The 25,624-nt window shown below is 50.2% G+C and carries 24 protein-coding genes; 14 read left to right on the plus strand and 10 right to left on the minus strand.

Going from position 1 to position 25,624, the window contains the following annotated elements; all coding sequences use genetic code 11:
- Window positions 1-43 precede the first annotated feature (43 nt).
- From H8K26_RS06240 to mltG, 6 genes are all read right to left on the minus strand, one after another.
- Window positions 44-973 carry a 23S rRNA (adenine(2030)-N(6))-methyltransferase RlmJ gene (locus H8K26_RS06240; protein ID WP_186883398.1) on the minus strand — a complete coding sequence of 310 codons (930 nt, stop codon included), beginning with the start codon at window positions 971-973 and terminating at the stop codon, window positions 44-46.
- Window positions 974-1,051: 78 nt separating this feature from the next.
- A complete protein-coding gene (locus tag H8K26_RS06245; protein ID WP_186883399.1) occupies window positions 1,052-1,555 on the minus strand; it encodes a GNAT family N-acetyltransferase in 504 nt (167 codons plus the stop codon).
- A 6-nt stretch (window positions 1,556-1,561) separates the two neighbouring features.
- Entirely contained in the window at window positions 1,562-1,939 is a 378-nt protein-coding gene (locus H8K26_RS06250) for a PilZ domain-containing protein (RefSeq protein ID WP_186883761.1), read from the minus strand.
- Window positions 1,940-1,958: 19 nt separating this feature from the next.
- Entirely contained in the window at window positions 1,959-2,993 is a 1,035-nt protein-coding gene (gene holB, locus H8K26_RS06255; protein ID WP_190478158.1) for a DNA polymerase III subunit delta', read from the minus strand.
- Between the two features lies 1 nt (window position 2,994).
- Window positions 2,995-3,681 (minus strand): dTMP kinase, encoded by a 687-nt coding sequence (tmk, locus tag H8K26_RS06260; protein WP_190478160.1) that lies wholly within the window; start codon window positions 3,679-3,681, stop codon window positions 2,995-2,997.
- Between the two features lie 86 nt (window positions 3,682-3,767).
- A complete protein-coding gene (mltG, locus tag H8K26_RS06265; protein ID WP_190478162.1) occupies window positions 3,768-4,754 on the minus strand; it encodes an endolytic transglycosylase MltG in 987 nt (328 codons plus the stop codon).
- A gap of 264 nt (window positions 4,755-5,018) precedes the next feature.
- Between mltG and ygfZ the strand changes: the two genes are divergently transcribed.
- From ygfZ to H8K26_RS06280, 3 genes are all read left to right on the plus strand, one after another.
- Window positions 5,019-6,077 (plus strand): CAF17-like 4Fe-4S cluster assembly/insertion protein YgfZ, encoded by a 1,059-nt coding sequence (gene ygfZ, locus H8K26_RS06270; RefSeq protein ID WP_190478164.1) that lies wholly within the window; start codon window positions 5,019-5,021, stop codon window positions 6,075-6,077.
- Window positions 6,078-6,245: 168 nt separating this feature from the next.
- A complete protein-coding gene (locus H8K26_RS06275; RefSeq protein ID WP_190478166.1) occupies window positions 6,246-6,533 on the plus strand; it encodes a DUF4936 family protein in 288 nt (95 codons plus the stop codon).
- The gene (locus H8K26_RS06280; RefSeq protein ID WP_190478168.1) at window positions 6,524-7,267 is read left to right on the plus strand and encodes an NRDE family protein; all 744 of its coding nucleotides are present in this window, start codon (window positions 6,524-6,526) and stop codon (window positions 7,265-7,267) included. The genes H8K26_RS06275 and H8K26_RS06280 overlap by 10 nt, the downstream gene beginning before the upstream one ends.
- Before the next feature lie 29 nt (window positions 7,268-7,296).
- On the opposite strand, the gene H8K26_RS06285 is transcribed toward H8K26_RS06280, so the two are convergent.
- From H8K26_RS06285 to H8K26_RS06295, 3 genes are all read right to left on the minus strand, one after another.
- Complete coding sequence (locus tag H8K26_RS06285) at window positions 7,297-8,538, minus strand: MFS transporter (protein WP_190478170.1); 1,242 nt, start codon at window positions 8,536-8,538, stop codon at window positions 7,297-7,299.
- Window positions 8,539-8,718: 180 nt separating this feature from the next.
- The gene (locus H8K26_RS06290; protein ID WP_186897429.1) at window positions 8,719-10,029 is read right to left on the minus strand and encodes a homoserine dehydrogenase; all 1,311 of its coding nucleotides are present in this window, start codon (window positions 10,027-10,029) and stop codon (window positions 8,719-8,721) included.
- Between the two features lie 25 nt (window positions 10,030-10,054).
- On the minus strand, window positions 10,055-11,284 hold the full coding sequence (locus tag H8K26_RS06295) for a pyridoxal phosphate-dependent aminotransferase (RefSeq protein ID WP_190478171.1): 1,230 nt from the start codon (window positions 11,282-11,284) through the stop codon (window positions 10,055-10,057).
- A gap of 333 nt (window positions 11,285-11,617) precedes the next feature.
- Between H8K26_RS06295 and H8K26_RS06300 the strand changes: the two genes are divergently transcribed.
- The gene (locus H8K26_RS06300) at window positions 11,618-13,369 is read left to right on the plus strand and encodes a methyl-accepting chemotaxis protein (RefSeq protein WP_190478173.1); all 1,752 of its coding nucleotides are present in this window, start codon (window positions 11,618-11,620) and stop codon (window positions 13,367-13,369) included.
- 143 nt (window positions 13,370-13,512) lie between these two features.
- Here H8K26_RS06300 and H8K26_RS06305 read toward each other — a convergent pair whose 3' ends face one another.
- A complete protein-coding gene (locus tag H8K26_RS06305; RefSeq protein WP_390366419.1) occupies window positions 13,513-15,066 on the minus strand; it encodes a methyl-accepting chemotaxis protein in 1,554 nt (517 codons plus the stop codon).
- Window positions 15,067-15,432: 366 nt separating this feature from the next.
- Here H8K26_RS06305 and H8K26_RS06310 point away from each other — a divergent pair, with 366 nt between their 5' ends.
- From H8K26_RS06310 to H8K26_RS06355, 10 genes are all read left to right on the plus strand, one after another.
- Window positions 15,433-15,810, plus strand: coding sequence for an Mth938-like domain-containing protein (locus tag H8K26_RS06310; protein ID WP_190478177.1), 378 nt, complete (start codon window positions 15,433-15,435; stop codon window positions 15,808-15,810).
- A complete protein-coding gene (locus H8K26_RS06315; protein ID WP_190478179.1) occupies window positions 15,807-17,504 on the plus strand; it encodes a glycosyltransferase family 39 protein in 1,698 nt (565 codons plus the stop codon). The genes H8K26_RS06310 and H8K26_RS06315 overlap by 4 nt, the downstream gene beginning before the upstream one ends.
- Before the next feature lie 24 nt (window positions 17,505-17,528).
- Window positions 17,529-17,900 carry an SMR family transporter gene (locus H8K26_RS06320; protein ID WP_186883414.1) on the plus strand — a complete coding sequence of 124 codons (372 nt, stop codon included), beginning with the start codon at window positions 17,529-17,531 and terminating at the stop codon, window positions 17,898-17,900.
- A 174-nt stretch (window positions 17,901-18,074) separates the two neighbouring features.
- Window positions 18,075-19,202 carry a DegT/DnrJ/EryC1/StrS family aminotransferase gene (locus H8K26_RS06325; protein ID WP_190478181.1) on the plus strand — a complete coding sequence of 376 codons (1,128 nt, stop codon included), beginning with the start codon at window positions 18,075-18,077 and terminating at the stop codon, window positions 19,200-19,202.
- A gap of 17 nt (window positions 19,203-19,219) precedes the next feature.
- Window positions 19,220-20,182: a glycosyltransferase gene (locus H8K26_RS06330; protein WP_190478807.1), complete on the plus strand. Its 963-nt coding sequence runs from the start codon at window positions 19,220-19,222 to the stop codon at window positions 20,180-20,182.
- Window position 20,183: 1 nt separating this feature from the next.
- Entirely contained in the window at window positions 20,184-21,098 is a 915-nt protein-coding gene (locus H8K26_RS06335; RefSeq protein ID WP_190478183.1) for a formyltransferase, read from the plus strand.
- Between the two features lie 59 nt (window positions 21,099-21,157).
- Window positions 21,158-22,198: a bifunctional UDP-4-keto-pentose/UDP-xylose synthase gene (locus tag H8K26_RS06340; protein WP_186883417.1), complete on the plus strand. Its 1,041-nt coding sequence runs from the start codon at window positions 21,158-21,160 to the stop codon at window positions 22,196-22,198.
- Window positions 22,199-22,209: 11 nt separating this feature from the next.
- Entirely contained in the window at window positions 22,210-23,145 is a 936-nt protein-coding gene (locus H8K26_RS06345; protein ID WP_190478185.1) for a polysaccharide deacetylase family protein, read from the plus strand.
- A gap of 43 nt (window positions 23,146-23,188) precedes the next feature.
- Window positions 23,189-23,665: a peroxiredoxin gene (locus tag H8K26_RS06350; RefSeq protein ID WP_186883419.1), complete on the plus strand. Its 477-nt coding sequence runs from the start codon at window positions 23,189-23,191 to the stop codon at window positions 23,663-23,665.
- Window positions 23,666-23,781: 116 nt separating this feature from the next.
- On the plus strand, window positions 23,782-25,536 hold the full coding sequence (locus tag H8K26_RS06355) for a PhoH family protein (protein WP_190478187.1): 1,755 nt from the start codon (window positions 23,782-23,784) through the stop codon (window positions 25,534-25,536).
- Window positions 25,537-25,624 lie beyond the last annotated feature (88 nt).

Below are 25,624 nucleotides of genomic sequence, written 5' to 3' on the forward strand. Positions count from 1 at the left end.
CTGCTATGCAAATAACTACCGTCAAGTTTTCATTATTTCTGTGTTATCCGCGTTGAGGGCGCAATGCTTTTGCGCTCATGCCCGTCAACGGTGCGCCACTTTCCAGTTCAAAACGGGCATCTTTATCACGTCCTAATGCTGCAACCAGATACGGCATCGTTTCTTTCAAGGTTGCCATCAAGGTCCAGGGCGGGTTCAGAATAAACATACCGCTGCTATGCAAGCCAAATCCGTCAGGCGATGGCCCACTGATAGATAAAGTCACATTCAGCCATTCTTTTGACGCCAGTCGCTTCAATTTTTCCGGCAGTTGTCGCGACTCCTGACGTTGTAATGCCGGATACCATACGGCATAAGTTCCTGTCGGAAAGCGTTTCAATGCATCTTCCAGAGCTACTTTAACGCGACGATAATCGTCTTTCACCTCATACGGTGGATCAATCAGCACTAATCCACGACGTGATGGTGGCGGTAATAATGCCTTCATGCTTTCAAAGCCATCGCCATCGGAAATGATGACCCGCTTACCACGTACCGTTGGGCGTCGCCCCTGTTCGGCGGCGTGCGCATCGAGCTTACGGAAGTTCTCACTGAGTATCTTGATTTCACTCGGATGTAACTCGAATAAGCGCAGCCGGTCTTGCTCACGCATGACCTTATCGGCGCAGTATGGTGACCCCGGGTAATAACGCATTTTGCCACTGGGATTCAGATCTTTGATGAGCGCCATATATTCTGCCAGCGCTGGCGGCAGATCCTTTTTATCCCACAAAGGAGCAATACCAGTCTCATATTCAGCATTTTTCATGGCATAACCACTGTCCAGTGCATACAAGCCTGCGCCGGAATGGGTATCGATATATGTATATGCTGCGTCTTTCTGATTCATGTATTGCAGCAACTGAATTAAGACCAGGTGCTTAAGTACGTCGGCATGATTGCCAGCATGAAAGCCGTGACGATAACTGAGCATGAATTGAATTCCTATAAAAAATGAAAGGCAACCTGCCTGCGCAGATTGCCATAATAACCAAGCCGTTGAACAGGGATGTCAGGCTACACGCTTGCCGACAATAATCAGATCGCGCTCTATCCCATCCAGAGTGGCAACACGTGGCATGTGAGCCCAGGTTCCAAATCCGAAATTCTCAAACAATTTCAGACTAGGCGTATTGTGGCCAAAAATAAATCCCAACAAGGTATGGACATTGATTGCCGGCGCGTGCCCGATCGCCAGACTTAAAAAGTGCTTTCCCAGACCTTTGCCGCGCGCATTTTCATGCAGGTAAATCGATAATTCCGCGGTTCCTGCATATGCGGGGCGTCCATAGAAATTGGAAAACGACAACCAACCGGTAATTTGACCATCCTGTTCACTGACCCATAAAGGCCGACGCTCTGGCGCGTGATCGTAAAACCATTGATGCCGCGATTCCACTGTCACAGGTTCCGTATCGGCTGTCACCTGGCGGGAGGCGATCGTCGAATTATAAATAGCGACAATCGCTGGCAAATCGTCAAAATTGGCGATTCTGTATGAAAAATGATCCGGCATGATACTCTAAATTGTGTGTGTAGGCCGATTAGAACGTATAGCGGCACCAAGCGCATCTTCTATACGCAAGCGTATTCTTGTTCCACTTTCGTCGCTGGGAAAGTGAACGCCTATACCCTGAGACTTATTATTGCCGGCACCGGCCGGTGTCACCCACGCCACCTTACCTGCAATCGGGTATTTTGCAGGATCATCGAGCAAAGTCAGGATCAGGTATATTTCATCACCGAGACGGTACGCCTTATTGGTCGGAACAAAAATACCGCCGTTCTTCAGAAACGGCATGTAAGCAGCAAATAACGCGGCTTTTTCCTTAATCGCCAGAGATAATACTGACGGGCGATTCGGTGCATTGTGCATCGGTTCTAATGCTAAATCTGACATAGACATACTTTCGCTGCGGTTATGCGAAGAGTGCAGAATACTCAAGCAACATATCTTCTAAAAATAATTTCGGCGATAAAGGGTGCGTCGCGATTGCCTGACGTTCGTTACTGCTCTTGATCAAGCTCAGTAATGCTTCATTGGATATAGCGGAAGCCAACGCCTTTACCTCTTTTTCATAGCGAGGATAATACCGGATTCTCCCGCTTTGTTTGTAAGAAAATATATCGTAAAGCCAACGCTGCATCCACGCAACCGTCACCGGCATCTCCATTTTTTGCATTTTATCGGCCAACTTCAGGCTGGTATCGACACTGGGGCGCGCTAATTGTCGTAGGAAATCATCCAGCTCTGTACGCGTATCTGACTCGGCCATCGCCAGTGCAGCTAGCGGCGCACCGCCCTGCTGTGCCAACCAGACATCGGCATCACTCACGCCGCGCTGCTTGAGCCACGCGAGCGCAACCGATCGTTCCGGCATCCCCATCGGTAGTTTATGGCAACGCGATAATATCGTCGGCAACAGTTTATCAATGCTATTCGAAACCAGAATAAATACGGTATCCACGCCGGGTTCTTCCAGCGATTTTAATAAGGCATTCGCCGCCGGAATATTCAGCGCCTCGGCCGGATAGAGCACAATCACGCGCCGCCCTTGTCTGTGCGTGGACAAGTTCATGAAATCCGCCAGCGCCCGGATCTGATTGATCACAATTTCTTTCGATGGCGTTTTGCTCGCTTTGCTCGTTTTTGCGGCGGGCTCGCTATCAGCGTCAGCCGAAGATGCTTCTTCCTCATCCAGCAATTCTGGGCGGACGCGCCGGTAATCAGGGTGACTGTATTGGCTGAACCAGCCGCAGGAACCGCAAGCACCACACGCATGTCCGGCAGCATCCGGCTGCTCACACAACAAAGACTTTGCCATGTGCTCAGCAAAGACCGTTTTTCCTATGCCTTCAGGCCCATGCAACAAAAATGCATGCGGCATGCGACCTTGCAATGATTGCAGATAGTCCCACGCAGATGTTTGCCAACTGAAAAGCGGATTGGTCATATCAGGCGTTACCCGTTTTTACTTGATGAATCTGATTTACTTGATTCTGTTCTGTTGCAGACAATAACAGCGCATCAATGATGCCGTCGAGTTCATCACGAATAGCAGCGATACTTTGGGCGGAATCAATAATACGGAAACGCTGCGGAAATTCTGCCGCACGGCGCAAATATTCATTGCGGGTGTCGGCAAAAAAATCCGCTTTTTCCTGTTCAAACTTATCCAGTTCGCGGGTCGCATCCAGACGTGCGCGCGCCACCGCCAGTGGCACATCAAACAACAAGGTCAGATCGGGTTGCAAATCCGGATGCACCCATTGTTCGAGCGCATTCAGCTTATCGAGCGACAAATGACGGCCGCCGCCCTGATACGCAAAACTCGCATCGGTGAAACGGTCTGAAATAACCCAGTCGCCGCGTTCCAGCGCAGGCTGGATGACTTGTGCGATGTGTTCGCGTCGTACTGCAAACATCAGCAGCGCTTCTGTTTCAAGATGCATTTTTTGTTGCAACAATACCTCGCGCAAGGTTTCGCCTAAAGGCGTCCCACCAGGCTCACGTGAGCTGATGACCTCGACACCGCGTGACGACAGTGCCTGTCTGAGTCGCTCGGCGACATACACAATATGCGTCGATTTACCAGCACCATCGATGCCTTCAAACGTTATAAATTTTCCAGTTGCTTTCATTTTTTCTTTTTATTGGTATTTGTAATTACTATCCGCGATGACAGACATTCATTAGCGTCGTTATTTACTGTGCTACTGTCACAGTTCTAGCGTTGATACTTATTCACTGCGCGATTATGTTCACTCAGGTTTTCTGAAAAGTGACTGGTGCCATCACCGCGTGCCACGAAGTATAAAGCATCGCTGCGCGCCGGATTCAAGGCTGCCGTAATCGATGCCAATCCCGGCAAGGCAATCGGCGTCGGCGGCAAACCGGCACGGGTGTAGGTGTTGTACGGCGTATCTGTGAGCAAATCACGCTTATAAATCTTCCCCTGATATTTTTCACCCATCCCGTAAATCACCGTTGGATCGGTCTGCAACAACATGCCGGTTTTCAGGCGATTCACAAATACCGAAGCAATCTGTGCGCGCTCCGACGGCTGACCGGTTTCCTTTTCGATGATAGATGCCATGATCAGCGCTTCATATTTCGATTGATAAGGCAGATTCGCGGCACGCGCTTCCCATGCATCATTCAAACGCTTTAGCTGACTTGCATACGCCTGCTGATAGAGCTGTATATCGCTGCTGCCTTTGGCGAATAAATAAGTATCCGGAAAAAACATGCCCTCGCCTGCATTAAATTCAGCACCGATTTTCTTCATCAACTCTGCATCCGTCAGCCCTTTGGTATCGTGTCTCAATGCCGTGCTCGCATCAATGACCTTGCGCATTTGTGCAAAGGTCCAGCCTTCGATAATCGCGACCGAACCTTGTGAAAAATCACCGTTGACGATTTTATCCAGCAATTCAACCGGGGTTTTCCCTGGCAACAGTTCGTAAGAACCTGCCTTCAGCTTATTCGCCTTATCCGTCACGCGTGCCAGCATTTCAAATGCAAACGGCGGCAATGGAATGCCCGCTTCCTGTATCTGTTTCGTCGCGCTGCGAACGCCGCTACCGGGTTTGATCGTAAATTCGACGGATGCCGACGTCATTGCTATCGGTTGCTCAGTCCAGTAAATAAAGCCTGCAATTGCAGCGGCGCCTGACAATAGACACAACAGAAAAAGAGTTTTGATCAGTCTCATACAAGCGCGTGGGTTGATAGCGGAACGATGGCGAAAAAAAGATGGCGGAAATCATATGCCAATTAAATCTGAGGCGCGTAGTGTAACGCAAGTCGCTACGCTATTCTCTGATCCTGCCGTTGTCGGGCAGCAAAAAACGCGCCTGCTGCACCAAGATTTGCTGAGGCTACTATAATTCATCAAAAATACCGTCAGCAGGCAACGCGCACAGACAGCGCAGATGCCGCCGGTTTTCATTCAGTTCAGCAGAAAGCAAATCTAATCATGTGGCAAGAATTTACAGAGCAACAGCATCTACAGATCAACGATGGCAAACTCAGCGGACAAGTATCGGTCTGGAACAAGGCAGCATTTCAAGAGGGCTTCGTGACACTGCTGCCGGATACCGGCCTGATTCGAGCCGACGGTGACGATGCCGCTAGTTTCTTACACAACCAGCTAAGCAATGACGTAGAACATTTGTCCGCGAGTGAAGTTCGCCGTGCCGCGTATTGCACAGCAAAGGGGCGGATGCTGGCCAGCTTTGTGTATTGGAAGACCGATGCAGCGATCGTTTTACAACTGTCCAAATCTATACAGGCACCGGTACAAAAACGATTGGGCATGTTTGTTCTGCGCGCCAAGGTAAAACTCAACGATGTCAGCGAGCAGTATGTCAGTTTCGCACTCGGTGGCGCGCAGGCCGCATCGGTCTTAACAAACTGGTTTGCCGATTTACCGGCGACCAACGCGCATGTCAGCAATGAATCCGGGACGCTGATCCGTTGTGCCGATGTGCTGAATGTCGCGCGTTATCAATGGCTGTGCCCTGCAGACAAAGCCGCAGCAGCTTGGGTCTCACTCAGCTCACAATTACAGCCGACCAATACGGCCGACTGGAATCTGAGTGAGATTCAGGCAGGCATCGCGCACATAAATCAACTTACGCAGGAAAAATTTGTGCCGCAAATGATTAACTTTGAACTGGTGGGCGGTGTGAATTTCAAAAAAGGCTGCTATCCGGGTCAGGAGATCGTTGCCCGTAGCCAGTACCTGGGCAAACTCAAACGCCGCATGACGCTGGCGCAGATTCCGTCTGGTGGGCTGACCGACGGCATGGATGTTTTTAATGTCAGCGATGGCGACGATACCAATGCTGGCGAAAACAAACAGCCCTGCGGCGTGATCGTGAATGCCGAACAAATCAATGAGAACAACACTCTGGCCTTAATCGAAATGACGCTGGCAGATCAGGAAAGCGGCATGATCCGTTGCGGCAGCATAGACGGCCCGCTGGCACAACTCTTGCCATTACCCTACGAGATTACCGATATCACGCGTTAAATCTACCGTTTATCCAGACCTCGTCCGCACAAAATAAGCGCAAAACAAGCTCAGAAAAGTGATTTCAGGGCAAAAATATACTCCCCGGAGTATTTTTTACAGCCCTTATTCTATGCGGACATTAGCGGTAAATTGGCAGATACTCCCCCTTTTTCCTTAAAACACACGATGGATTGTTATATTTATTTCAAAGCCGGAACCGCGCTGGAGGAAAAAGTGATCGCGGCAGAAAAATCCCTGCAACAACTCGTACTGGCGCGATTGGGAATCAGGGGAAAACTGCAACGACGCCCTGAATCTGCGAATGATCTGCACACCTGGATGGAGGTGTACGCGAATGTGCCCGGTGATTTTTCCGCGCTGCTGGAAAAACTGGTGCAGCAAACGGGCTTAGCTGAATTGCAGTACAGTGAACGTCGTACTGAATATTTTTTGGATGTAGATGTATGTGCCTGATCGTTTTTGCATGGAAGTTACTCCCCGCCACGCCGCTGCTGGTCGCAGCCAATCGCGATGAATTCTATGACCGCCCGGCGGCGCCCGCAGGCTGGTGGCAAGACCATCCGCAGATTTATGCAGGGCGCGATCTGCAATCCGGCGGCACCTGGCTGGGAATACAAAGCCCACAAGCCGATGCGCCAGCCAGAAAATTTGCCGCCATCACCAACGTCCGGGCGCCTTCCGAAAAACGTGACGATGCACCTTCACGTGGCGGTCTGGTTTCTGATTATCTGCAAAATGACATGTCTGCGCAGGACTACGTCGCCCAATTGCGCGGCAAAGTTGATCACTACAATGGCTTTAACCTGCTCGTCGGTGACACGCAAGACCTGATCTGGTTTTCTAACCGCCACACCGATGATCCGCGTAACGGCCTGCCGCTGGCGCCGGGTATTTACGGCATTTCCAATGCGGCGCTGGACACCTGCTGGCACAAAGTGATCAAGACCAAAGCAGAATTCTGCAGCCTGCTTTGCCAGCTTGCCCCCGAAGACGCCTTCTTTGAAATGCTCGCCAATACCAATCCTGCCCCCGATTGCCGCTTGCCGGATACCGGCGTCTCGTTTGAAATGGAACGCCTGCTCTCCGCGCCCTGCATCGTCTCACCCAACTACGGCACCCGCGTCTCGACGCTGGTGAAAATGCATCAGGATTACCCGGCAGAATTCCACGAAAAAATTCTGCGTTGACGTTACCGCAATCGTAAAAAGTAGATGCGTCAAACCTTACGCAACGGCGCTCGCCACAACACTAAAGCAGCCAGACATTTCAGCACGCAGGGTAAGACTGTGTAGGCGAATGACAGCGCCTGCAATCCGCTGCCGGAGCTGATGCCAGGTGTGTAACCCAGATAGTCGAGCAGAGGTAGCGACAAACCTGCGGCGAGTGCGAGGTTCATTTTATTGGCCCAGTTCCACGCGCCGAAATAGCTCCCCTCATAGTGCTCGCTATGCCCTGCCTGGCGTATCACGCCCGACAGCAAGGCGGGCGGCAGAGCGAGGTCAGCACCAAGACACAGACCGGATAACACGCAAATCACCGCGAAGGCAGTCAGATCGCCCGCTTGCAGACTGTAAGCCCAGATAAAACTCAGCACCGATAACAACATCGCCAGCAACCATGCGCGACTCTCGTGGATGCGCTGCGCAATTCTGACCCACAACGGCAGTGACATCGCGGCAGCGACAAAATACAGCAGCAACAACACACCGGAATGCGCTGCCAGTTGCAACCGGTCTTTAGCGAAAAATAAAAACAAGGTGGCTGGGATCGCTGCTGCAATACCATTGAGTACAAAGACCAGAAATAATGAACGGAAATACTGATTCGAGAACAAATGACGCCAACGCAGGCTACTTTGCTGATCCTGATAACGATTGACCATATCAGGGGTAAAACGCAACAACAAAAAGGTGGCGATCAGCAAGCTACAGATCAGCACCGCAGACAGCCACGAAATATCAGCGAATTGCGATAACAACGCAGCAGTGACGACACCGGCGACGCCGCATAATTCACGTGTCGCAGTCAGGCGCAGACGCTCACCGGGCAATTGGGTCAGCGCGGCGCCCCAGCTTTGAAAGGCGATACTGGCGAGACTGAATCCGGCATACACCATCAGCAAGGCACAGAAAAACCAGAGCATTGGCGTCACCATCGTCGCCGCTGGCGGATGAAACAACGCATAAAAACCGGGAATCAGTAGTGGCAGAGAATAAAGAATAAAGCGTCCGTATCCCTGGTTTGCCGGGCGCTTGTCTATCCAGGCGCCAAGCAACGGATCAAAAAAAGCATCGAGCACACGCGAGACCAAGAGTGCAGAGCCAATCAGACTCAGCGACATGCCGAAGCGCTCGGCATAAAACTGTGGCACGTAGACGTAAATCGGCAAAGCCAGCAAGGCCAGTGGAAAGCCAAACAAGCCATACGCCAGCAATCTGGGGAGCGAAAAAGCTTTCACCTGCACGTCTCTTTCTGTTTGAGTTCATCGTCTATGCGTCCGCATCGGATCAAGGATCAGACCGACGAAAAAAAAGCGCGCTCATTATTTCATGAACACGCTTTTTCTGTACGACACTACGACACCTTCGATGACATCTATTTCTTAACGACGATCATCAAGAGTCTGCTGCCGGGTAACTTAACTCAACTCTTCCAGACGCAGCTTAATGACAGAACCTGTCACGGTCGCCAGTGCTTCGATTTTTTCTATCGCGGCGATGATGTTTTTCTCTTTAGTCTGATGCGTCAGGATGATGATGTCGGTGCGGGTTTCACCCTCGCCCGGCTCTTTCTGCAGCATCGCATCGATAGAAATCGACAGATCAGCCAGAATGCGGGTCACATCTGCCAACACACCGGGCTTGTCTTCGACATGCATGCGCAGATAGTAGCTGGTGACGATTTCTGACATCGGCAAAATCGGCAGATCGCTGATCGCGGCCGGTTGGAAAGCCAGATGCGGCACGCGATGTTCAGGGTCTGCGGTAGCAAGACGTGTTATATCGACCAGATCGGCAATCACAGCAGAAGCAGTTGGTTCAGCGCCTGCACCTTTACCATAATACAGCGTCGCACCAACGGCATCGCCTTGCACCAGCACGGCATTCATCGCCCCTTCCACGTTCGCAATCAGACGTTTTTCAGGAATCAGCGTCGGATGCACGCGCAACTCTATACCTTCCGGCGTACGTTTGGTAATGCCCAGCAATTTGATGCGATAGCCAAGGTCTTCGGCATAACGGATGTCGCTGGCTTCCAGCTTGGTGATGCCTTCGACATAGGCTTTATCGAATTGCATAGGAATGCCATACGCAATCGATGCCATGATGGTCGCTTTATGCGCCGCATCCACACCTTCGATATCAAAGGTCGGATCCGCTTCCGCGTAGCCCAATGCCTGTGCCTGCTTCAGCACAGTATTGAAGTCCAGCCCTTTGTCACGCATTTCCGACAAAATGAAATTGGTGGTGCCATTGATGATGCCAGCGATCCATTGAATACGATTGGCCGTCAGGCCTTCACGCAAGGCTTTGATGATAGGAATACCACCGGCGACAGCCGCTTCAAAAGCAACCATCACGCCTTTTTCCTGTGCCGCTTTAAAAATCTCATTGCCATGCGTTGCCAGCAATGCCTTGTTTGCAGTCACAACGTGCTTGCCATTCGCAATCGCTTTCAACACCAGGTCTTTGGCGATGCCGTAACCGCCTATCAGCTCAATCACGATATCGATATCCGGATTATTCACGACCAGATTGGCATCGTTGACGACTTCCACTTCACCATTCGTGAGTTCACGTGCCCGCTCAATGTTCAGATCTGCCACCATCGCAATTTCAATTGAACGGCCAGCGCGACGCGTAATTTCTTCCTGATTACGCTTCAAGACGTTGAAAGTGCCGGAACCGACAGTGCCTATACCTAACAGACCTACTTTGATGGGTTTCATATGATTTTTAAACAGTAAATTGGAATTAATTAGTACCGTGACGCTTACGATATCCCTCAAGGAAATAATCGATACGTCCGAATGCTTCAGTCAGATCATCCGCGTTTGGCAAGAATACCACCCGGAAGTGGTCAGGTTTGATCCAGTTAAAACCTGTTCCCTGCACCAACAATACACGCTGCTCGGTCAGCAGCTCATGTATGAACTCCTGGTCATCCCGGATCGGATAAATCTCGGGGTCCAGTTTCGGAAACATATACAGCGCTGCTTTTGGCTTCACACAGCTGACTCCGGGGATCGCCGTCAGCAACTTGTGCGCAAGATCGCGCTGGCGCAATAAACGACCGCCAGGGCCGACCAGATCTTTAATGCTTTGATAACCACCCAGCGCCGTCTGAATTGCAAACTGTCCCGGCGCATTCGCACACAAGCGCATCGAGGCCAGCATATTCAGGCCTTCAATATAATCCTTAGCATGACGCTTTTCACCGGAAACCACCATCCAGCCAGCACGGTAGCCGCAAGAACGATAGTTTTTAGAGAGGCCGTTGAGCGTCAGGAACAACACGTCATCCGCTAACGAAGCAATCGAAACATGCTCGGCTTCGTCGTATAAAGTCTTGTCGTAAATTTCATCGGCAAACACGATTAACTGATGCTGGCGGGCGACTTCGACGATTTGTTGCAAAATTTCGACCGGATACAAGGCACCGGTAGGATTATTCGGATTGATGACGACGATCGCTTTCGTATTCGGTGTAATCTTGCTCTTGATGTCGTCGATATCCGGCATCCAGTCGGCACTTTCATCGCAGACATAATGCACAGGATTGCCGCCGGATAAACTCACAGCCGCAGTCCATAGAGGATAATCCGGTGCCGGCACCAGCACTTCATCACCGCTATTGAGCAGAGCATTCATGCCCATCACGATCAGTTCGGATGCACCATTGCCGATGTAAACATCCTCTATCGTCACGCCGCGAATAAATTTTTCCTGCGTGTAGTGCATGATGGATTTACGCGGCGCGAACATACCTTTGGAATCGGTATAGCCCGCAGCATTGTGCATATTGCGGATCATATCCTGCACAATTTCATCCGGCGGATCAAAATTAAACACAGCCAGATTGCCAATGTTGAGCTTGATGATCTTGTGCCCTTCGTCTTCCATCTGCTTGGCTTTTTCCAGCACCGGTCCACGGATGTCATAACAAACGTTCGCTAACTTTTGTGATTTCTGTATCGGGCGCACTGAAAAATATCCTTAATCGATAAGCATGCAAGCCAGCAAAGTCAAACGACATTCAAACGGCATCTTTTTTTGCTGCATTGCGAAACGGAACATTTTTGCACAGTGCGTCCTGTTTGATCAATTCGTTTTCGAAAAAACCATCTCACAACCGTGATTTCATGCAAAGAATTGATGTTTTTCACATCAATCCAAGATTAATAACAGTGGAATATTCGAAATTAAATGTGAATTGCCACAGATTGTTAATTATTTATTCCATTTTACAAAAGCGGAGTAGTATCAAAATCGGCAAAGATGTGCTAAAGCAACTAAAACTTTTTGATTGGAGACACAATGTCACTACTATCAGTTATTCAGAGGCTGAGCATTGCCCGACAGCTACGCATCATTATTGTCAGTGCGGTGTTAGGCATTATTGTCTTAACAGGACTGTTTCTTTTTTCCGAAAAAGCCATGCTTCTGCATGAGCGTGAAAGCAATGTCAGGCAAACGGTAGAAACCGTTGAAAAACTCGTCGCGCATTACTACGATCTGTCCAGCAAAAACAAAATGTCGGAAGCCGATGCCAAACAAGCAGCGAAAGATGCTGTACGGGCATTGCGGTATGGGGCGGATGAGTATTTCTGGATCAATGACATGAATACTCACATGGTCATGCATCCGATCAAACCAGCGCTTGACGGTGCAGATTTATCGGAAAATAAAGATCCGACCGGAAAACATCTGTTTGCAGAGATGGTACAAACGGTAAAAGACCATGGAGAAGGATTTGTTTTCTATATGTGGCCGAAACCCGGCAGCGAGGCACCGGTAGAAAAAGTCTCGTTTGTCAAAGGTTTTAAGCCCTGGGGCTGGGTCATAGGCTCGGGTGTTTATATCGATTCCGTTAATGCCACATTTTATGAAAGACTGCTTTCGTCCTCGGTCGGAGCTGCAATACTCACTGGCATCTTATTACTTATTTCATTACTGATCGCAAAAGGATTGTTGTCGCAACTCGGTGGTGAACCAGCTTATGCCGCAGAAATCACCCGACAAATTGCAGAAGGTGATCTGACGGCAGATATACAACTGAAAGCCAACGACCAGTCCAGCCTGCTGTACTCGATACAGGCGATGCGTGACAGTATCGCAAAAATTATCGGTGATGTACGTACCGGGACAGAAGCGATTTCCAGCGCGTCTACCGAGATCGCCTCAGGAAATATGGATTTATCATCCCGAACCGAATCACAAGCCAGCTCGCTCGAAGAAACTGCGTCATCAATGGAGGAACTGACCAGCACCGTCCAGCACAATGCCGATAACGCACGGCAGGCAAATCAACTCGTTCTGAGTGCGTCAGATGTGGCGAAGAAAGGCGGTGTTGTTGTCGCAGAAGTTGTTTCCACGATGGGCGTCATCAATGCCTCATCACAAAAAATTGTTGACATCATCGGCGTGATTGACAGCATTGCATTCCAGACGAACATTCTGGCGTTAAATGCTGCCGTCGAGGCAGCACGCGCCGGTGAGCAAGGACGCGGCTTTGCGGTTGTTGCATCGGAAGTTCGTAACCTCGCACAACGCTCCGCAACAGCAGCAAAAGAAATTAAAGCGCTGATCAATGACTCTGTAGATAGCGTCAATCACGGTAGCCAGCTGGTCGATCAGGCAGGGGAAACGATGAACGATATTCTCGAAAGCGTACGTAAAGTAACCGATGTTATTGCGGAAATTACTGCAGCGACCACCGAGCAAAGTGCAGGCATATCCCAGGTGAATCTGGCGATCGTTGAAATGGACAACGTCACCCAACAAAATGCTGCCTTAGTGGAGCAGGCAGCCGCAGCAGCCGCAGCGATGCAGGAACAGTCGGCGCATTTACTGAGTGCCGTCAGTATCTTTCAATTAAAAAATGAAACTGCCACGCCAATCAGCAGCAGTACAGCCAGACCGAAACCTAAACTGGTACGCCCCGCCAGCAAGGCAAATCCACCGCGTCAGACAGCACGCAACATCGTAAAAACTTCACCGGCAAAGAAAACGCTGACAACGCAGGCACCACCAAAGAAAGGGGATGCCGATCAATGGGAAGAGTTCTGATGAATGACTGAGGTCAATGGGATTGCTGAGTTTTTTCTGAGCGGAATCCCGGCGAAGGAAAACAATGAAAAAAAAACAGACCGGTCAACATAGGATGTCCGGTCTGTTTTTTTAAGTCGATTCAGATAAATTCACGGCATCATTCAGCCGGCGAGTAAAGTAAGCTTCCGGTTCTGCGGAGCGCGCCCGCCAGCCATGCTTGCCTCCTGCTGATACTGCAGTTTGAATACGCTGACGACCCGCTCCAGTTCTTCGGCCTGATCTTGCAGCGATTTGGCCGCGGCCGCAGCCTGCTCCACCAGCGCAGCATTCTGCTGAGTCACGCCATCCATCGTAATTAAGGCCTCGTTAATTTGCTCAATTCCGATTTCCTGCTCACGACTGGCGGCCGTAATCTCACTCATAATGTCCGTTACCCGCCGAACACTGCTGACCACCTCTTGCATGGTATTGCCCGCATCGGCGACCAGTCGGTTACCTTGTTCAACATTACCAACCGAATCGGTAATCAGAGTTTTAATTTCCTTGGCGGCTGCGGCAGATCGCTGCGCCAGATTGCGCACTTCCGATGCCACAACTGCGAATCCCCTGCCCTGCTCACCTGCGCGCGCCGCTTCGACGGCGGCATTCAGCGCAAGGATATTCGTCTGAAAAGCAATACCGTCAATGACACTAATGATATCGACGATCTTCTGCGATGACGCATTGATGAAACCCATGGTATCGACCACGCGGGAAACCACTTCCCCGCCCTTGGTTGCGATGGAGGAGGCAGACGCAGCAAGGGTATTCGCCTGACGCGCATTATCACTGTTTTGTCTGGTTGTAGAGTTGAGTTCCTCCATAGACGAGGACGTTTCCTCTAACGACCCTGCCTGCGCCTCAGTTCGCGCGGAAAGGTCTAAATTACCGTTGGCAATTTCCGTCGAGGCTGTAGTAATCGTTTCGGTTCCGTGCCTGACCTTCCGCACAATTTCCTGGAGGTTATGGCTCATTTTTTGTAATGCGAGCAGCAATCCGCCGATTTCATCGTGCGAATCAATCCGGATCTGACGCGTCAGATCCCCAGCCGCTATCGCATCCGCAAAATCTACAGCGCGGTTCAACGGCTCGGAAATCGAACGCACCAACCAGAAACGCATACCAATGGCGACCAGCAGCCCCAGCGTCACAATACATCCTGCCACCCAGATAAAACGCTGATAATTCGCCTGACTGTCCAGATATTCTTCTTTTCCCACTCTCAGTTGCAATGCCAAAAGCGCATCCATATTTTTTTTGACCGATTCAAATTCAGTCCTTACGGCCCCTTGGAATAATTCGGCTGCAGTTTTCTGATCTTTGTCCTGCAAGGCTTTCACCGTCGGCACCAGTCCCTTTTCCAGAAACCGCGAACGACTTTGCACAAACTGATCAGCCAGCAATTTTTCTTCCGGCGTCAGATACGTCGCCATGTAATCAGCCCACTCTTTGTCCGCTATTGCCTTATTTTTTTTGACTTCATCAAGATAAGATGGGATTGCTTCTGGCGGAACGGATAAGGCGCTGGCCAGTTCGATCTGATTGCGAAGAATGGCTCGGATCACGATATCGAGCTGACCAACTGCCACCAGTCTGTCGTCGTAGACCGTTTGCAATGACTGATTTGACTTCCTCACTCCCATAAATCCGCCAATAGCAATCAGCAGTACAGTAATAAGGTGCCAAGTCCGTACATCGCAAAATTAAGACGCGCGCGTATCGAAATATTCCACATTACTTCCTCCGTGAAAGATGATTCTGATTTCGGATAATATAAAAACAACAAAACTTCAAAATGAGCGTAACAGAAAACAGCAACATCGCATTCATTGGCGTCTGAGATTTTCTTTAAAGATCGTAAAAAATGCGGCTTTACCACAATAGTGATTCATGATGGTGCAAGTTTTCCGCAAGATATTTTCAGACGAGGGATTTTGACGCGCAGGAAGGATGGCGCAAGCGAGGTGAAAGCAAAGAACTCTCTGTTAAAAAAAGTTACAATGCCGCACTCACATGGCTTACCTCAAAGACAGAACGAAAAGATGAAGCTGCATTCCACACCGACACAACAATATCAAACCATCACAGGTTACGAACAAGACAGCGTTGAAATCAACGCGATTCCGTATCGGCATAGCCTGATTGTTTTACCCGAAGCAAAGCCTGTCGTCTGGCCGGTCAGCAGCTTTGATGCCCTGAGCGCTGATGATTTTGCGCAAATCGATGCGACCAAACCCGACGTCGTGATTTTAGGCACGGGCAACAAACAACGCTTCATCCATCCACGCCTGATTGCAGCACTGACAGCAAAACGCATCGGTGTTGAATGTATGGACAATCAGGCGGCCTGCCGCACCTATAACATTCTGATGGCGGAAGGCCGCAAAGTCGCGCTGGCACTGGTGATGGAGAACACATGAATTTGCAAAATCAAGAGCAGAACGCACAATCACCATTCGACTCACCGCGCACGTTGTGGGCATTAGCAATCGGTTTCCTGATTGTCTGGTTTTATATGCTGGGCGCCAGAACTCTGGTGCCCACCGATGAAGGCCGTTACGCCGAAATGGGGCGAGAAATGCTGGCAACCGGTGACTGGATCACTTTGCGCCTGAACGGCATCAAGTATTTCGAGAAGCCACCGCTGCAAAACTGGATGAATGCCCTGACCTTTGCCGTGTTTGGTCTCGGTGACTGGCAGGCACGTTTATGGACCGGGCTGTGCGGTCTGATCGGAGTTGCGTCTGTCGCTTACACGGGAAATAAATTATTCAGCCGTCGTGTCGGCATTATCGCCGCACTGGTACTGGGTTCCAGCTTTTACTGGGCAGGCATGGGTCACGTCAACTCGCTGGACATGGGCTTATCCGGCATGATGGTGCTCTGTATGTGCGGACTATTAGTCGGGCAACGCGATGGCGTCAGCGACACTGAACGCCGCAACGCGATGCTGGTGTGCTGGGCTGGAATGGCATTGGCAACGATGTCGAAAGGCTTGATTGGTTTCGTGTTACCTGGCGCCGTGCTGGTGATCTATACCCTGTTGACCCGCAACTGGGCATTATGGGCACGCCTGCATATGGGCAAAGGTTTGATTCTGTTTTTTGCGATTACTGCGCCCTGGTTCATTTTAATTGCGTTGAAAAATCCAGAACATCCGCACTTCTTTTTCATTCACGAACATTTTCAACGCTTCACCAGTGGCGTGCACAACCGTGGCGGTGCCTGGTATTACTTTTTTCCTTTCCTGTTGCTGGGTATCGTGCCCTGGCTGGGCGTGTTATTGCAGGGATTATGGACAGGCGTGAAAGAGCAATCTCATGGTTTTCAACCGCGTAAATTGCTGTTGGTCTGGGCAGTGTTTTTCTTTTTCTTTTTCAGCATTTCCGGCTCTAAATTGCCAGGCTATATTCTGCCGATTTTCCCGGCGCTGGCCTTGCTGATAGCCTTCTACGTCGATCAATGTCAGGCGCGCGCCTTAAAAATCGCTGCCATCCTGTTCGCGCTGTTAGGGCTGACGGGTCTGCTCTTCGTAAATAAAGCGGCGGGACTTGGCTCGAATGCATTTGAAATTCCTCTGTATCAGGGCTATGCCGCGTGGCTGTACGTGGCTGCGGGCATGACGCTGCTTGGCGGTCTTACAGCATGGTATGTTGCAGGCAAAGGCGCAGCGGGCAAAGACTGGGCGCTTATTCTGCTGGCGAGTGCCGGATTTATCGCCGGGCAAGTCGCCTTCCTCGGTCACGATCCTTGGGGGAAATACATCGCTGGCTCGGCGCATATTCCGGCGATGAAAGCCGAACTAACGAAACTGGATACGCCATTGTATGCAGTTGGGCGTTATGAGCAGGCGCTGCCGTTTTATCTGGAACGCACGCTGACACTGGTAGAATTTCCGGATGAAATGGAATTCGGCCTCAAGCAGCAACCCGAATTATGGATACCTGATCGCGCTGATTTCGTTGCGCGCTGGCGTGCCCATAATCAGCGCGGTGAAGCGGCTGTTGCGATTGTCCGCACGGATATCTACAAGGAATTTCAGCAGCAAAACCTGCCGATGCGCGTGATTGGCGAAGATCCGCGCCGCGTGATTATCGCGACGACTCACCCTTAAAGAATAAAAAACACAAGAACCATAATGAATATCAATACTTTCGGTTTCATCATTACCGGCATCCTGTTGAACGCGTTAGCGCAACTGCTGCTGAAAAAAGGCACGAATGCAATCGGCGAAATCCACGTCAATGCCAGCAACTGGTTTCATATCGGCGTACAGATCGCAACCCAATGGCCGATTATTGGTGGCCTCGCGTGTTATGGCTTGTCTGTCGTTGTGTGGATTATTGGCTTGTCGCGCATTCCGGTAACGATTGCCTACCCCCTGCTGTCAATCGGTTATATCGTCAATGCGATCGGCGCCTGGTATTTCCTGGGCGAAGTCATGAGCTTACAACGCATGCTGGCAATCGGCATCATCATCATTGGCGTTGCTTTATTAATGAAGAGCTGATTTGAAGCGATAATTAATGGAATTTAGGGGGAGTATGCGCAAAAATCGCCTGATTGTCGGCGAAAACAAAGCGGCATCCGGATATACTCCACCCAGTATAATTAGACTGATACAGCATCAATACGCACCAAACATGCAGTACATACGCGTCTCAGACGCAATTAAAGGATCAATATGAGCGACTCTTTAGCATTTTTGCCCTTCACCAAACCCAGCATAGATGAAGAAACCATTGCGGCTGTCACGGAAGTATTGCGCTCCGGCTGGCTCGCCAGCGGGCCTAAAGTGCAGGCCTTGGAAGCACAGTTATCTGAATACTTTGGCGGTCGTCCGGTACGTACTTTTAACTCCGGCACCTGCACCATGGAAATCGCTCTGCGCATCGCCGGTATCGGCGCTGGTGATGAGGTGATCACGACGCCAAATTCATGGGTCGCCACGGCCAGCGTGATTATTGAAACTGGTGCGACGCCAGTGTTTGTCGATATCGATCCGAAAACGCATAACATCGATCTGAACCGGGTTGAGGCTGCGATCACGCCACGCACCAAAGCGATTATTCCCGTGCATATGTGCGGCTTGCCTTGCGACATGGATAAGCTCTATGAACTTGCCGACAAATATCATTTGCGCGTCGTTGAAGACGCGGCGCAGGCCATAGGCTCGACCTGGAAAGGGAAACGCATAGGTTCGTTTGGCGATTTCGTGTCGTTCAGCTTTCAGGTCAACAAGAACATCATGACCGGCGAAGGTGGCTGCCTGGTCTTGAACAACGCAGAAGAAGCACGCCTCGCCGAAAAATATCGTTTGCAAGGCGTGACCCGCAGCGGCATTGATGGGATTGACGTTGATTTGTTGGGCGGAAAATTCAACATGACCGACATCGCTGGAGCCATTGGCCTCGGTCAGATGAAGCATCTGGCGGAATTCAATGCCAAGCGTAAAGAACTCGCGCAATATTATTTTGAACAGTTCGGCCCTGATTTTGAAGCACAAACGGGCGCCGAATTGCCGGTCGCAGATTTCACCAACTCCAACTGGCACATGTTCCATATTGTGCTGCCAGAACGTGTAAACCGCGCGGTCTTCATGCAGCAAATGCTGGATGTGAAGATTGGCCTCGGCTACCACTATCGTCCGATTCATTTATTCACCATGTATCGCGCCCGTGGCTTCAAAGAAGGCATGTTTCCGATTGCAGAACGTATCGGTAGTCAGATCGTGACCTTGCCATTGTTCCCTGCCATGACGAAAGCCGATGTCGAACGCGTTGTGTCTGCGGTAAAATCCCGCCTTCTTTGAATCTGGCACGCCTTATGATGAAACCCGAACTATCAGTGGTCATTCCTGTTTACAACGAGGAAGCAGGCCTCGCCAAGTTGTTCAGCCGCCTTTATCCCGCTCTCGATACGCTGGCGGCGCGCGGCATCAGCTATGAAATTGTCTTCGTCAACGATGGCAGCCGCGACAACACCGCGGCGATGTTATCCGACCAGTTCCGCCTTCGCCCAGATGTCACCCGCGTCGTTCTGTTCAATGGCAATTACGGCCAGCACATGGCGATTCTGGCTGGCTTTGAAGCCACACGTGGCGAGATCGTGGTCACGCTGGATGCCGACCTGCAAAACCCTCCGGAAGAAATCGGCGCGCTGGTCGACAAAATGCGTGAAGGTTATGACTATGTGGGCTCAATACGGCGTAAGCGCCAGGATTCTGCATGGCGCACCTATGCGTCGAAAGCAATGAACCGCTTGCGCGAAAAAATCACCCGCATCAAAATCACCGATCAGGGCAATATGCTGCGCGCCTATGGTCGTAACGTGATTGATCTGATTAATCAATGCAGCGAAGTTAACACCTTCGTACCTGCCCTCGCCTACACCTTCTCACGCAAGCCGACAGAAATCGTGGTTGAACATGAAGAGCGTGCAGCGGGCGAATCCAAGTATTCACTGTACAGTCTGATACGTCTGAATTTCGACTTGATGACCGGTTTTTCCATCATGCCTTTGCAGATATTTTCTGTGCTCGGTATGTTGCTATCGGTGCTTTCGGGTGGTTTGGTGACGTTGCTGCTGATACGCCGTTTCGTTTTTGGCGCGGAAGCCGAAGGTCTGTTCACCTTATTTGCCATTGCTTTTTTCCTGATGGGTGTAATTCTGTTCGGCATAGGCTTGCTCGGCGAATATATCGGCCGTATTTATCAACAAGTGCGCGGTCGTCCCCGCTACGTGGTGCAAACGATTTTGCAAGACCTGCCTGCTGCAGCGAAGGAAAGCTGACATGAGTTCCCAGCCCACTGCCGTCGTCTTTGCCTACCACAACGTCGGCGTACGCAGCATTAAAACCCTGCTCGCCCGTGGCATTCATATCGCCCTGGTCGTGACGCACGAAGACAACCCAACAGAAACGATCTGGTTTGAGTCTGTCGCCGCTTTATGTCAGGAACATGGGATTGAGAGCATCACGCCGGCAGATCCTAAATCCGCCGACCTGGCGCAACGTATTGCCGCGATTGCGCCTGACTTCATTTTCAGCTTTTATTATCGCCACATGTTGCCAGTGGATCTGCTCGCGCTGGCGAAACGCGGCGCCTACAATCTGCACGGTTCTTTATTGCCTAAATACCGTGGCCGCGTGCCGGTTAACTGGGCAGTTCTGCGCGGCGAAACGGAAACGGGCGCCACCTTGCATGAAATGGCGGCCAAACCAGATGCCGGCAAAATTATTGCGCAAACAGCCGTGCCTATTCTGCCGGACGACACTGCCTATGAAGTATTCGGAAAATTAACTGTCGCCGCTGAGCAAACGCTTTGGTACGCGCTGCCCGGCCTGATCAGTGGCGAATACAAAGCATTAGAAAACAAACTCAGCGAAGGCAGTTATTTCGGTGGACGCAAACCTGAAGATGGCCGGATAGACTGGTCGCAGTCAGCTCAACAGGTATATAACCTGCACCGTGCTGTCGCGCCACCTTATCCTGGGGCATTTTTCGAGCAGTCAGGGCATCATTTCATTATTCAAAAAGCACGTTTATCCAATTTACCGACCGGAAATTTGCCGACAGGCTTGCATGTAGTAGATAATGTCGCCCTTGGCGTATGCGGCGATGGTAAAGCATTGCGCATAATTGAATTGCACTGCGATGGAAAACCTATCCCGGTCAACGAATTGAAGCAATTGACAGGGGCGGCCTGATCACAATCAGACTGCATCATACGGCATAGCCCAACATTTACATTTAAGAAGAACTCACCATGAAAAAAGTCCTCATTCTCGGCGTGAACGGTTTTATCGGTCATCATCTGTCCAAACGTATTCTGGAAACGACAGACTGGGAAGTCTACGGCATGGATATGCAAACCGAGCGTCTGGGCGACCTGATCAACCATCCGCGCATGCACTTTTTTGAAGGCGATATCACCATCAATAAAGAATGGGTCGAATATCATGTGAAAAAATGCGACGTCATTCTGCCGCTGGTCGCGATCGCGACGCCATCCACTTACGTGAAACAGCCATTGCGCGTGTTCGAGCTGGACTTTGAAGCCAACCTGCCTATCGTACGTTCGGCTGCGAAATACGGTAAGCACCTGGTCTTCCCTTCGACGTCTGAAGTGTATGGCATGTGTCACGATGAAGAATTCGATCCTGAAGAATCAGAACTGATCTGCGGCCCAATCAACAAGCCACGCTGGATTTACTCTTGCGCGAAACAACTGATGGATCGCGTGATCTGGGGCTATGGCATGGAAGGTCTGAACTTTACCTTATTCCGTCCGTTCAACTGGATCGGTGCCGGTCTGGACAATATTCACACACCAAAAGAAGGCAGCTCACGCGTAGTGACGCAGTTCTTCGGTCACATTGTTCGCGGCGAGAATATTTCGCTGGTGGATGGTGGTGCGCAAAAACGTGCATTCACTTATATCGACGACGGTATCGACGCACTGATGCGCATCATCGATAATAAAAATGGTGTCGCGTCCGGCAAAATTTACAACATCGGTAATCCATCCAACAATTACTCGATTCGCGAACTCGCCCACATGATGCTGACACTCGCTGCCGAGTATCCTGAATACGCAGAAACAGCGAAAAAAGTACAACTGACTGAAACGACATCCGGCGCTTACTACGGTGCAGGTTATCAGGACGTACAAAATCGCGTCCCAAAAATCACCAATACTTGCGAAGAATTGGGCTGGGCGCCAACGACTGACATGAAAGATACGATGCGCAATATTTTTGATGCTTATCGTTCGCAAGTTGCTGAAGCACGTTCGTTGATGGACTGATACGGATCAGCATGCCGAACATCGTTCTGAAAATCGACGTCGACACCTTTCGCGGCACGAAGGAAGGTGTACCGAATCTGGTGCGGATACTTAAGCAACATCAGGCCGGAGCAACTTTTCTGTTTTCACTGGGAAAAGATCATACCGGCTGGGCCTTGCGCCGGGCATTTCGCCCGGGTTTTTTTCAAAAGGTTTCCCGCACTTCAGTTGTAGAACATTACGGCATCAAAACCCTGATGTATGGCGTGCTCTTACCTGCGCCGGACATCGGTAACTGCACGACAGAAATGCGTGCGGTTGCTGATGCCGGTTTTGAGTGTGGCATCCACACCTGGGATCACGTCGTCTGGCACGACAATGTCCGGCAGCGCGGCAAAGACTGGACATGCGGCCAGATGCAACAAGCGCAGCAGAAATTTCAGCAGATTTTTGGCCACACACCAGCAACGCACGGAGCTGCTGGCTGGCAAATGAATGAACACGCATTTGTCCAGCTTGATCAATTTGGAATGCAATACGCTTCTGATGGCCGCGCTATGTTGACTGACGATGGCAGCCTTGCCAATCCAGAAGCAGGCCCTTACCGTTTAAAAGTAGGTAACGAGGTAAAGTCATGCATACAAATGCCGACAACCCTGCCTACGCTGGATGAATTACTGGGACGAACAGTGAACTGTCAGGAGCTGACCAGTTCGACAATTGCAGCACACATACTGGATCTGACAAAAAATCTGCGAGACCATGTATTTACCTTACATGCAGAACTTGAAGGGCAAAAACTCGCCCCCATATTCGAGGAATTGCTGACAGGCTGGCATAAGCAAGGTTATCGTTGCATATCTATGGCTGACTATTTTAACGTTATCAAAGATAAAGAATTGCCGACATATCCCCTTTCATGGGCCAGCTTACCTGGAAGATCCGGAGAACTGGTTGCCCTGATATAGTCTGTCAGCAACACCTTCTCCACCACTAACCAAGGAGATTACAGTGGCTGACACGCTTTCCGCTTTGAATTGCCAGGTTCCAGAATTTTCTGCTGCCATGACAGGCGATAAGGAATTTCACTTAAGTAATTACGCGGGTAAAAATCTGGTGATTTATTTCTACCCCAAAGACAACACCCCGGGTTGCACCACCGAAAGCATTGCTTTCCGTGATTTATATCCACAATTTGAATCAGCAAACACAGAAATTTTTGGCATCAGCCGGGATAGCTTGCGTTCGCACGAAGGATTCAAGAAGAAACTCGATCTGCCATTTGAACTGATATCCGATCCTGACGAAACCTTGTGTTTGCTGTTTAACGTCATGAAAATGAAAAACATGTACGGCAAACAGGCTCGCGGCATAGAGCGCAGCACATTTGTGATTGACGCCACAGGTAAATTAGTGAAAGAATGGAGAGGTGTCAAAGTAGCAGGACACGTTGATGAAGTACTTGAATTCGTGAGCGCAAAAACCTAATTGAACTCTACCAATTTTCTATACTTAGAAGCCGCCAGGGGCAAAACCAGCAATCAGCTGGGGTCGCCACAGCGGCTTTTTGATTTTACAGCTCTCACTTTTTGATTGAGGTATTCATGCCATTACCAAAAATGCCGACCAAACCCGCAGCATTGTTGTCACCAAAAGACTACCCAAAAGCGGAATCAGGTAAGCCAAGCAAAGCGGTAAAAGTCGCCCACACTGAAAAAACCAGAGCCGCGGAAAATCAGGCAGCCACTGCGAAGAAAGCGCAGACACCTGTCGCCACCCAAAAAGCCGGTCCTCGTTCAACGCAAAAAACAGCTCCGGCCAAAGCGACCCGAATACCGGCACCAGCACCGGCAGCAGCGAAGATTGCTACGCCAGCGACTACCGCTGTTACCGAAGCAAAAATTCCTGATATCCGCGTTAAATCGAGTATCAGCCGTGCTGCCGACAAATCAGGAATCATCAAGCTATTTGTACTCGATACCAATGTCCTGATGCATGATCCTACCTCCTTATTCCGCTTTGAGGAACATGACATTTACCTGCCTATGATCACGCTGGAAGAGCTTGATGATCATAAGAAAGGGATGTCGGAAGTTGCGCGCAATGCGCGCCAGATTTCGCGTTCTCTCGATGCGCTGGTTGGTGACATCGACCATCAGGATATAGAAAAAGGGATTCCTTTATCCAAGTTAGGCAATAAAGAAGCAAAGGGTCATCTGTATTTTCAGACCAAGCTGCAAGTCGGAGAGTTGCCGCGCGGCCTGCCGCAAGGAAAAGCGGATAATCAGATTCTTGGCGTCGTACAGGCACTGGAACAGGAATTTCCAGGGCGCCCTATCGTACTGGTGTCAAAAGACATCAACATGCGTATTAAGGCGCGTGCGTTGGGTTTGCCAGCAGAAGACTACTTCAATGACCATGTTCTGGAAGACAGCGATTTACTGTACTCCGGCATCGTACAGCTGCCTGACGATTTCTGGAATAAACATGGCAAAGGTATAGAAACCTGGCAAGAAAACAGAAACGGACTCAGCACCACGTTTTATCGTATCACTGGCCCGGTAATTCCATCATTGCTGGTCAATCAGTTTGTTTATCTTGAGCCGAATAATGGTGAGGCTTCATTTTACGGCCAGGTAAAACAAATTAACGGTAAAACCGCTGTGCTGCAAACTCTGCGCGACTATGGCCATGTGAAGAATAGTGTCTGGGGCATCACTTCCCGCAATCGTGAACAGAATTTTGCTCTGAATCTGCTGATGGATCCGGAATGTGATTTCGTCACCCTGCTGGGTCAGGCTGGTACGGGTAAAACTTTACTCGCGCTCGCTGCAGGTCTGGCGCAAGTACTGGAAACCAAAACCTACAACGAAATTATTGTCACCCGTGTCACCGTGCCTGTTGGTGAAGACATCGGCTTCCTGCCAGGTACCGAGGAAGAAAAAATGTCTCCATGGATGGGCGCATTTGACGACAATCTCGAAGTGCTGAATAAGTCAGACAATGATGCCGGTGATTGGGGACGCGCTGCCACGCAGGATCTGATTCGTTCGAAGATCAAGATCAAATCGCTGAACTTCATGCGCGGTCGTACCTTTGTCAATAAATTTCTGATTATCGACGAGGCGCAAAATCTGACACCGAAGCAGGTAAAAACTCTGGTGACGCGAGCTGGCCCAGGCACTAAGATCATCTGTCTTGGAAATATCGCGCAGATCGATACACCATATCTGACCGAAGGTTCCAGCGGTCTGACCTATGTCGTTGATCGTTTCAAAGGATGGTCACACAGTGGTCACGTGACTTTAGCCCGCGGCGAACGTTCACGTCTGGCAGATCATGCCAGTGAAATCTTGTAAATAATTCGAAGATACTTTTCAAGCGCTGCCACGGCAGCGCTTTTTTTACGCCCAGCAATTATTTTTTACCTGAGATAAACTATTGCCT

Origin of the sequence: Cognatundibacterium aquatile (assembly GCF_014699135.1) — a bacterium.
Lineage (GTDB): Bacteria > Pseudomonadota > Gammaproteobacteria > Burkholderiales > Burkholderiaceae_D > Undibacterium > Undibacterium aquatile.